Below are 6621 nucleotides of genomic sequence, written 5' to 3'. Positions count from 1 at the left end.
GAGGTTGCCGACCTCGGACAGCCGGGCACCGGTGTTGCAGTACAACCGGATCAGCGCCTCATCGCGCAGGTTGGTGAACCCCTTTCCCTTGCATGCGTCGAGGAGCTTGCCGGTGTCCTCGTCACGCATGACCGGGATCAGCTTCCGCGGTGTCTTCGGCTGCCGGACCCGTTCCATGGGCGAGCGGTCGATCGCCTGCTCGTCGACGAGCAGCCACTTGAAGAACTGCTGTAGTCCCTTGTGCTTGTTCAGTGCGGTCGACGCGGATCTGGTCTCGATCATCCAGGCCTGGAACGCCTCCACGTGTGCCCGGGTCACCAGGCACGGGTCATCGGCCGCCTCTGCCGCGTCCGGGTCCGGGGAGTGCTCCCCCAGATAGCGGCCGAGTTGGGCGGCGGCGAGCAGGTAGTTGTAGCGGGTGGTCTGTGGGTAGTTCCCGGCGCGCAGTGACCGGTCCCAGTCCCGTAGGAACCCGGCCCAGCCCCGCGACAGGCCGGCGGTGAGCTTGTGAAGATCCAGTAGTGGCATGGCAACCTGCCCGAGTCAAGGAGTCCAACAGCGGCGTGCTAGACCGGGCATTCATGCCGAGCTATGAAAAGAGGGCTCCCGCAAGTCGCTGACCTGCGGAAACCCTCTCGCTGTCGGGACGGCCGGATTCGAACCGACGACCCCTTGACCCCCAGTCAAGTGCGCTACCAAACTGCGCCACGTCCCGTTGCTGTTGTCCGGTGCTCCGTACGACAGCCGGTACAGCGTAGCGCAGGACCGTTTCGTACGCGCACAGGCCTACCGTCCTCCGTCGGCCGACCTCGGTCCGTTACGACCCCGACACACCCTCTAACGCATCCTAGGAAGATAGGTTGAATTGAACAGGTGGCGTGGGCGTGCCAGTGGTCCCGTCGGTACTCCAACCGACGGGACCATTGGGACGGACGAGACCAGGCAGCCCCCGTGAAGGGTCAGACGCCAGGATCGACGCCGTGCAGGGGCACGTTACGACCTATTCACCGGAGGCCGTACGACAATCAGCCGTGCGGCTTTCCGCGACCGCCCGCACCGATCTTCTTCCTCGGCTTCACCGACACCTCCACCGGGCTGCCGACGAAGCCGAACTCCTCCCGGAGCTTGCGCTCGATGAACCGCTGGTAGCCGGCGTCGAGCGGTGCTGTGGTGAAGAGCACGAAACGCGGCGGGGAGATGCCCGCCTGGGTGGCGAAGAGGATCCGTGGTGCCCGGCCGCCCCGCACGGGGTGCGGTGTCGCCTGGACCAGGGCGGTGAGCCACTGGTTGAGCTGCCCGGTCGGTACCCGCGTCTCCCAGCTCGCCAGGGCGGTACGGAGCGCCGGTGCGAGCTTGTCCACGGCCCGACCGGTCTTGGCCGATACGTTCACCCGGATCGCCCAGGGGATCCGGCGCAGTTCACGCTCGATCTCCTTGTCCAGGTAGTAACGCCGGTCCTCGTCGACCAGGTCCCACTTGTTGAAGGCGATGACGAGAGCCCGACCGGTCTCGGTGACCGTGGTCAGGATCCGCTGGTCCTGTTCACTGATCGGCTCGCTGGCGTCGAGCAACACCACCGCCACCTCCGCCGCCTCGATCGCGGCGGCGGTACGCAGGCTGGCGTAGTACTCCGTACCGCTGGCCTTGCCGACCCGCTTGCGCAGCCCGGCGGTGTCGACCAGTTGCCAGGTCTCGCCACCGATCTCCACCAGGCTGTCGACCGGGTCGACGGTGGTGCCGGCGACGGCGTCCACCACCGACCGCTCCTCCTTCGCCAGCCGGTTGAGCAAACTGGACTTGCCCACGTTGGGACGGCCGACCAGGGCCACCCGGCGCGGCCCTCGCGGACCGAACTCGCTGATCGGCGGCGCGTCCGGCAGCGCCTCGAGAATCGCGTCCAGCAGGTCACCGGAGCCCCGGCCGTGCAACGCGGAGACGGGACGGGGCTCGCCGAGACCGAGCGACCACAACGACGTCGCCTCGACCTCCGTGGCCGCGTTGTCGGCCTTGTTCGCGACGAGCAGGACCGGCTTGGCACTGCGCCGCAGCATCCGTACCGCCGCCTCGTCGACGTCGGTGGCCCCGACCACGGCATCCACCACGAACAGCACGACGTCGGCCGTCGCGACGGCGATCTCGGCCTGGGCCGCGATCGCGCCGGCGCGGTCCTTCGCGTCCGGCTCCCAACCGCCGGTGTCGACCACCGTGAACTGCCGGCCCGACCACTGCGCGTCGTACGGGATCCGGTCCCGGGTCACCCCGGGGGTGTCCTCCACGACCGCCTGCCGCCGACCGATGATCCGGTTCACCAGGGTCGACTTGCCGACGTTCGGGCGTCCGACCACGGCCACCACCGGCATCGGGCCGGTCTCCTCGGCCTCGTCGACGTCCGGCTCCCGCAGTTCGATCCAACCGTCCCCCGTGCTCACGCCGCCTCCTTGCCCTGCCGGGTGCGATCCCGGTCCGCTACCTCACCGATCCAGCCACGCCACCGGGTCACTGGCCCGGCCGCCGTCCGGCGAGCAGTTCGTGCAGCCGGGCCACGACCTCGTCGATGCCCAGTGCGGTGGTGTCGAGCACCACCGCGTCCGGCGCCTGTCGCAATGGATCGGCGGCGCGGGTGGAATCGAGCCGGTCACGTCGGGCGATATCGGCCGCGGTGGCCGAGAGGTCTGCGGAGTTCTCCGCGCTGCGCCGGTGTGCCCGCGCCTCGGCCGAGGCGGTCAGGTAGACCTTGAGGTCGGCATCCGGCGCCACCACCGAACCGATGTCCCGGCCCTCCACCACGATCCGGCCGGCCGCCTCGATGATCTCCCGTTGCAGGGCGACGAGCTGTTCCCGTACGGCAGGCACCGCCGACACCGCCGACACCGCGCCCGTGACCTCGGGCCCCCGGATATCCCGGTCGATGGCGATCCCGTCCGCGGTCACGCTCGACGCCTCCGGATCCACACCGATCTTGAGATCTGTCTCCCCCGCCACCTTGGTGACCGCCTCGGCGTCCTGCGGGTCGACCCCGGACCGCAGTACCGCCCAGGTCACCGCCCGGTACATCGCCCCGGTGTCCAGATAGCGAGCGTCGAGCGCGGTTGCCAGCCGCCGGGAGACGGTGGACTTTCCCGAACCGGACGGGCCATCCACGGCGACCACACATCGCCTGGTCCGTTCCTTTTCCGCCACCGTTCTCTCCTTCACCGATCAAGGGGCAATCTGCCCGGCGCTGCCGAGTCCTGCGGGCAGCCGGCCGTGGCGGCGCCTCCGCGTTTCGCTGTCCATCATGCCCCGTCCGCCGTACCGGTCCGCGCCCGACCGGCCACCGCCGCAACGGAGACGAGCGCCGGCCCGACATCGGATGGCCACGCACCCGACAGCGGGCGTCCACCTCACCGCTGCGGGCCGACCGAGCCCGACATCAGCCCACGCTCAGCCGCATCCCGTACGCGTGCGACGGGGTCGGCCGGGAGCGGGCCAACCAGCCAGGGCCGCCAGGCCGCCACGCGGCATCCAGGCGACGTTCCGGGCAACGTCCGAGGGCCGCGCCAGCCTCAGTCGCCGACCGCCTTGAAGAGCGCCGCGACCTCGGCGTTCGTCAACCGACGGGTACGGCCGGGGCGCAGGTCACCGAGCCGGATCGGACCGATCGCGGTACGTATCAGCCGCGATACGGGATGTCCGACCTCGTCCAACAGCCTCCGCACGATGTGATTGCGCCCTTCGTGCAGGGTCAACTCCACCTGGGCCGTACGTCCCAGCGTGTCCACGAGGCGAAACTCGTCCACCCGTGCCGGGCCGTCCGCCAACTCGACCCCGGCCAACAGCCGCCGGCCGGCGTTCCGGGCCAGTGGCCCCGCCACCTCACACAGGTACGTCTTCGACACCCCGTACGACGGGTGCATCAGGCGGTGCGCGAGCGTGCCGTCGTTGGTGAGCAGCAGCAGTCCCTCGCTGTCCGCGTCGAGGCGACCGACGTGGTAGACCCGCTCCTCGACCCGGCCGAGGAAGTCTCCCAGCGCGGTGCGTCCCTTCTCGTCCGCCATCGTCGAGACCACGCCGCGCGGCTTGTTCATCGCCAGGTAGATCAGGCGGGTGTCGGTGACCAGCCGCTCGCCGTCGACGTAGATGACGGCGGAGCTGGGATCGACCTTGTCGCCGAGCTGGGCGACCTGCCCGTCCACGGTGACCCGGCGCCGGAAGATCAGGTCCTCGCAGGCACGTCGGGAGCCGACGCCAGCGGCGGCGAGCACCTTCTGCAGGCGCTCGGCGCCGGGGGCGCCGCGGTTGTCATCGTGGGGCATCTGCAATCTCTTCCACGTCGTCGGGCAGGAACGGGGCCAGCGGCGGTAGTTGGTCGACGGTGTCGAGCCCGAGTTTCTCCAGGAACAGCGTCGTCGTCCGGTACAGGAAGGCGCCGCTCTCCGGCTCGGTGCCACACTCCTGGACCAGTCCGCGAGAGACCAGGGTACGGATCACCCCGTCGCAGTTGACACCCCGGATGGCCGAGATGCGCGACCGGGTCACCGGTTGCTTGTAGGCCACCACCGCCAGCGTCTCCAGCGCCGCCTGGGTCAACCGTACGGTTTGCCCGTCCAATACAAAGCGCTCGACGTAGCTCGCGTATTCCGGCCGGGTGTAGAGACGCCAGCCACCCGCCGCCCGACGTAGCTCAAAACCGTGACCCGCCGCCGTGTAGTCGCGGGCCAGCCGGTCCAGGGTCGCCGACACCCGTTCCGTCGGCTGTTCCAGGACCTGCGCGAGAAGGATCTCGGCGACCGGCTCGTCCACCACCAGCAGGATGGCCTCCAGGGCCCCGCGCAGTTCGTCGTCGTCGACCAGCGCCAGCGTCGCGGGCTGCGGGCCAGCCACGTCGGGCACCGGCAACGCCGCCGGCTCCCCGACCGCCTCCCCGCCCTCATCCGCGGGTACGTCGGCAGCCTCCGCCAGCGACGTGTCGGGCTCCTCGGCCGCGGCCGGCGCTACCGGGTCCTCGCCGACGGACGGCTGCGCCAGTTCCGCAACACTCCGTTCCTCAGCCAACCCCGAACCAGCCGGCTCCGGATCCACCAACTCCGGTTCGCCGGCAGATTCTTCCTGATCCGCCGCGTCCCGAGCCGCATCCTGAACCACCGGATCTTCGGCAGTCAGCGGTTCGGGCGCCGTCGACTCGGAGGGCGGTGTGTCCGCGCCGGGCTCCGTCGGTGGCGCTGTGGCGGCTGCCCGTTCCCAGGGCGGCACCCAGGCCGCCGCCTGCTCGGCCAGGGAGTCCGGCCGATTCTCGCTGGTCACCCTGCCTCCTCGTTCGTCGTCGTCTCGCCGTCCGTCGCCGTCGGGCCGTTCGCCATCGACTCGCCGTCCGCCGCCGTCGGGCCGTTCGCCGCCGTCTCGCCGTCCGCCGCCGTCTCGCCGTCCCTCGCCGCGTCCGGCGGGATGTCGGGTGGGTCCGTCCCGGCACCCGCCACCGCCACTCCGTCCGGGGCGGGCGCTCCGGCGTACTCGTCGATCTCCAGCTCGGCTCCGCCGTCGTCGGGACCGGTCCACCGTACGGTGAGCTCGCCGAGCGCCTCGACCTGGGCGAACCCGACCAGCCCCTCCCGGTACAACTCAAGCAGCGCCAGGAACCGGGCGACCACTTCGAGGGTGGACTCACAATCCGCGCAGAGCACCCGAAACGTCGCCGTACCGGCCCTACGTAGCCGATCCCGCAACAGCGCCGCGTGCTCACGCACACTGACCCGGACCATGTGCACGTGGTCGATGGAGACCATCGGGGTCTGTTTCGGGGTCATCGCCTTGATCGCCAGCGCGGCGAGCCGTTGGACTCCGATGCCGAGCACCAGGTCGGGCAGGGCCTCGGCGTAACGCGGCTCCAGGGTGACCGCGCGCGGGTAACGGCGCGATCCCACCGCCTCCTGCTCCGCGATGTGCGCCGCGGCCTCCTTGAACGCCTTGTACTGGAGCAGCCGGGCGAAGAGCAGGTCCCGGGCCTCCAGCAGGGCGAGGTCCTCCTCGTCCTCGACCTGTGCCGCCGGCAGCAGCCGGGCGGCCTTGAGGTCGAGCAGGGTCGCGGCGATGACCAGGAACTCGCTCGCCTCGTCCAGGTCCCAGGCGTCGCCCATCGCCCGGATGTAGGCGATGAACTCGTCGGTCACCTGGTGCAACGCGACCTCGGTCACATCGAGCTTGTGCTTGCCGATGAGTTGGAGCAGCAGGTCGAAGGGCCCGGTGAAGTTCGCCAGCCGTACGGTGAAGCCACTTGCCGACTCGGCCTCGTCCACCGCCGGCCCGGCCTCGTCCACCGCCGGCCCGGCCTCGTCCACCGCCGGCCCGGCCTCGTCCACCGCCGGCCCGGCCTCGTCGACGGCTGGCGCAGCCTCGTCGGGTCCCGATTCGCCGCCGGCAGCTGCCGGCTCGGTTGGCTCGGCCGGCTCGGTCGGCGAGCCGTCCCCGATGGCTGGACGGGCCGCAGTAGCAAGATCGTCAACCGCATGATCGTCGGCACCGGTCGCGACGGACGGCACCGGGTCCGGCGAGGACGTGGCAGCGGGCGGGGAACTCACCCGACGACCGTAGTCCACGGGTTCCGGCCCATCAGCTACCAGCGTCGCTTCGGTACCGTCACTCACC

6 protein-coding genes and 1 tRNA gene are annotated in these 6621 nt (G+C 70.5%); all 7 read right to left on the bottom strand.

From position 1 onward, the window contains the following. A partial coding sequence (locus tag ACFP2T_RS46635; protein WP_377434148.1) for a tyrosine-type recombinase/integrase occupies window positions 1–528 on the bottom strand: 528 nt, incomplete at its 3' end. Between the two features lie 113 nt (window positions 529–641). Further along, window positions 642–715: transfer RNA gene (locus tag ACFP2T_RS46630), tRNA-Pro, on the bottom strand. Between the two features lie 310 nt (window positions 716–1025). Continuing rightward, window positions 1026–2429: a ribosome biogenesis GTPase Der gene (gene der / locus ACFP2T_RS46625; protein WP_377434146.1), complete on the bottom strand. Its 1404-nt coding sequence runs from the start codon at window positions 2427–2429 to the stop codon at window positions 1026–1028. 67 nt (window positions 2430–2496) lie between these two features. Continuing rightward, window positions 2497–3180: a (d)CMP kinase gene (cmk, locus tag ACFP2T_RS46620; protein WP_377434143.1), complete on the bottom strand. Its 684-nt coding sequence runs from the start codon at window positions 3178–3180 to the stop codon at window positions 2497–2499. A gap of 365 nt (window positions 3181–3545) precedes the next feature. Beyond that, complete coding sequence (locus ACFP2T_RS46615) at window positions 3546–4295, bottom strand: pseudouridine synthase (protein ID WP_377434141.1); 750 nt, start codon at window positions 4293–4295, stop codon at window positions 3546–3548. Then, window positions 4282–5283, bottom strand: a complete 1002-nt coding sequence (gene scpB, locus ACFP2T_RS46610) for an SMC-Scp complex subunit ScpB (RefSeq protein ID WP_377434139.1) — start codon at window positions 5281–5283, stop codon at window positions 4282–4284. The genes ACFP2T_RS46615 and scpB overlap by 14 nt, the downstream gene beginning before the upstream one ends. Beyond that, window positions 5280–6314, bottom strand: coding sequence for a segregation and condensation protein A (locus tag ACFP2T_RS46605; protein WP_377434154.1), 1035 nt, complete (start codon window positions 6312–6314; stop codon window positions 5280–5282). The genes scpB and ACFP2T_RS46605 overlap by 4 nt, the downstream gene beginning before the upstream one ends. Window positions 6315–6621 lie beyond the last annotated feature (307 nt).

The sequence above is a fragment of the Plantactinospora solaniradicis genome (assembly GCF_042658085.1).
In the GTDB taxonomy this organism is placed as follows: domain Bacteria; phylum Actinomycetota; class Actinomycetes; order Mycobacteriales; family Micromonosporaceae; genus Plantactinospora; species Plantactinospora solaniradicis.
Note: the sequence above shows the minus strand (reverse complement) of the source record. Positions and strands in the feature narration are given on the sequence as shown.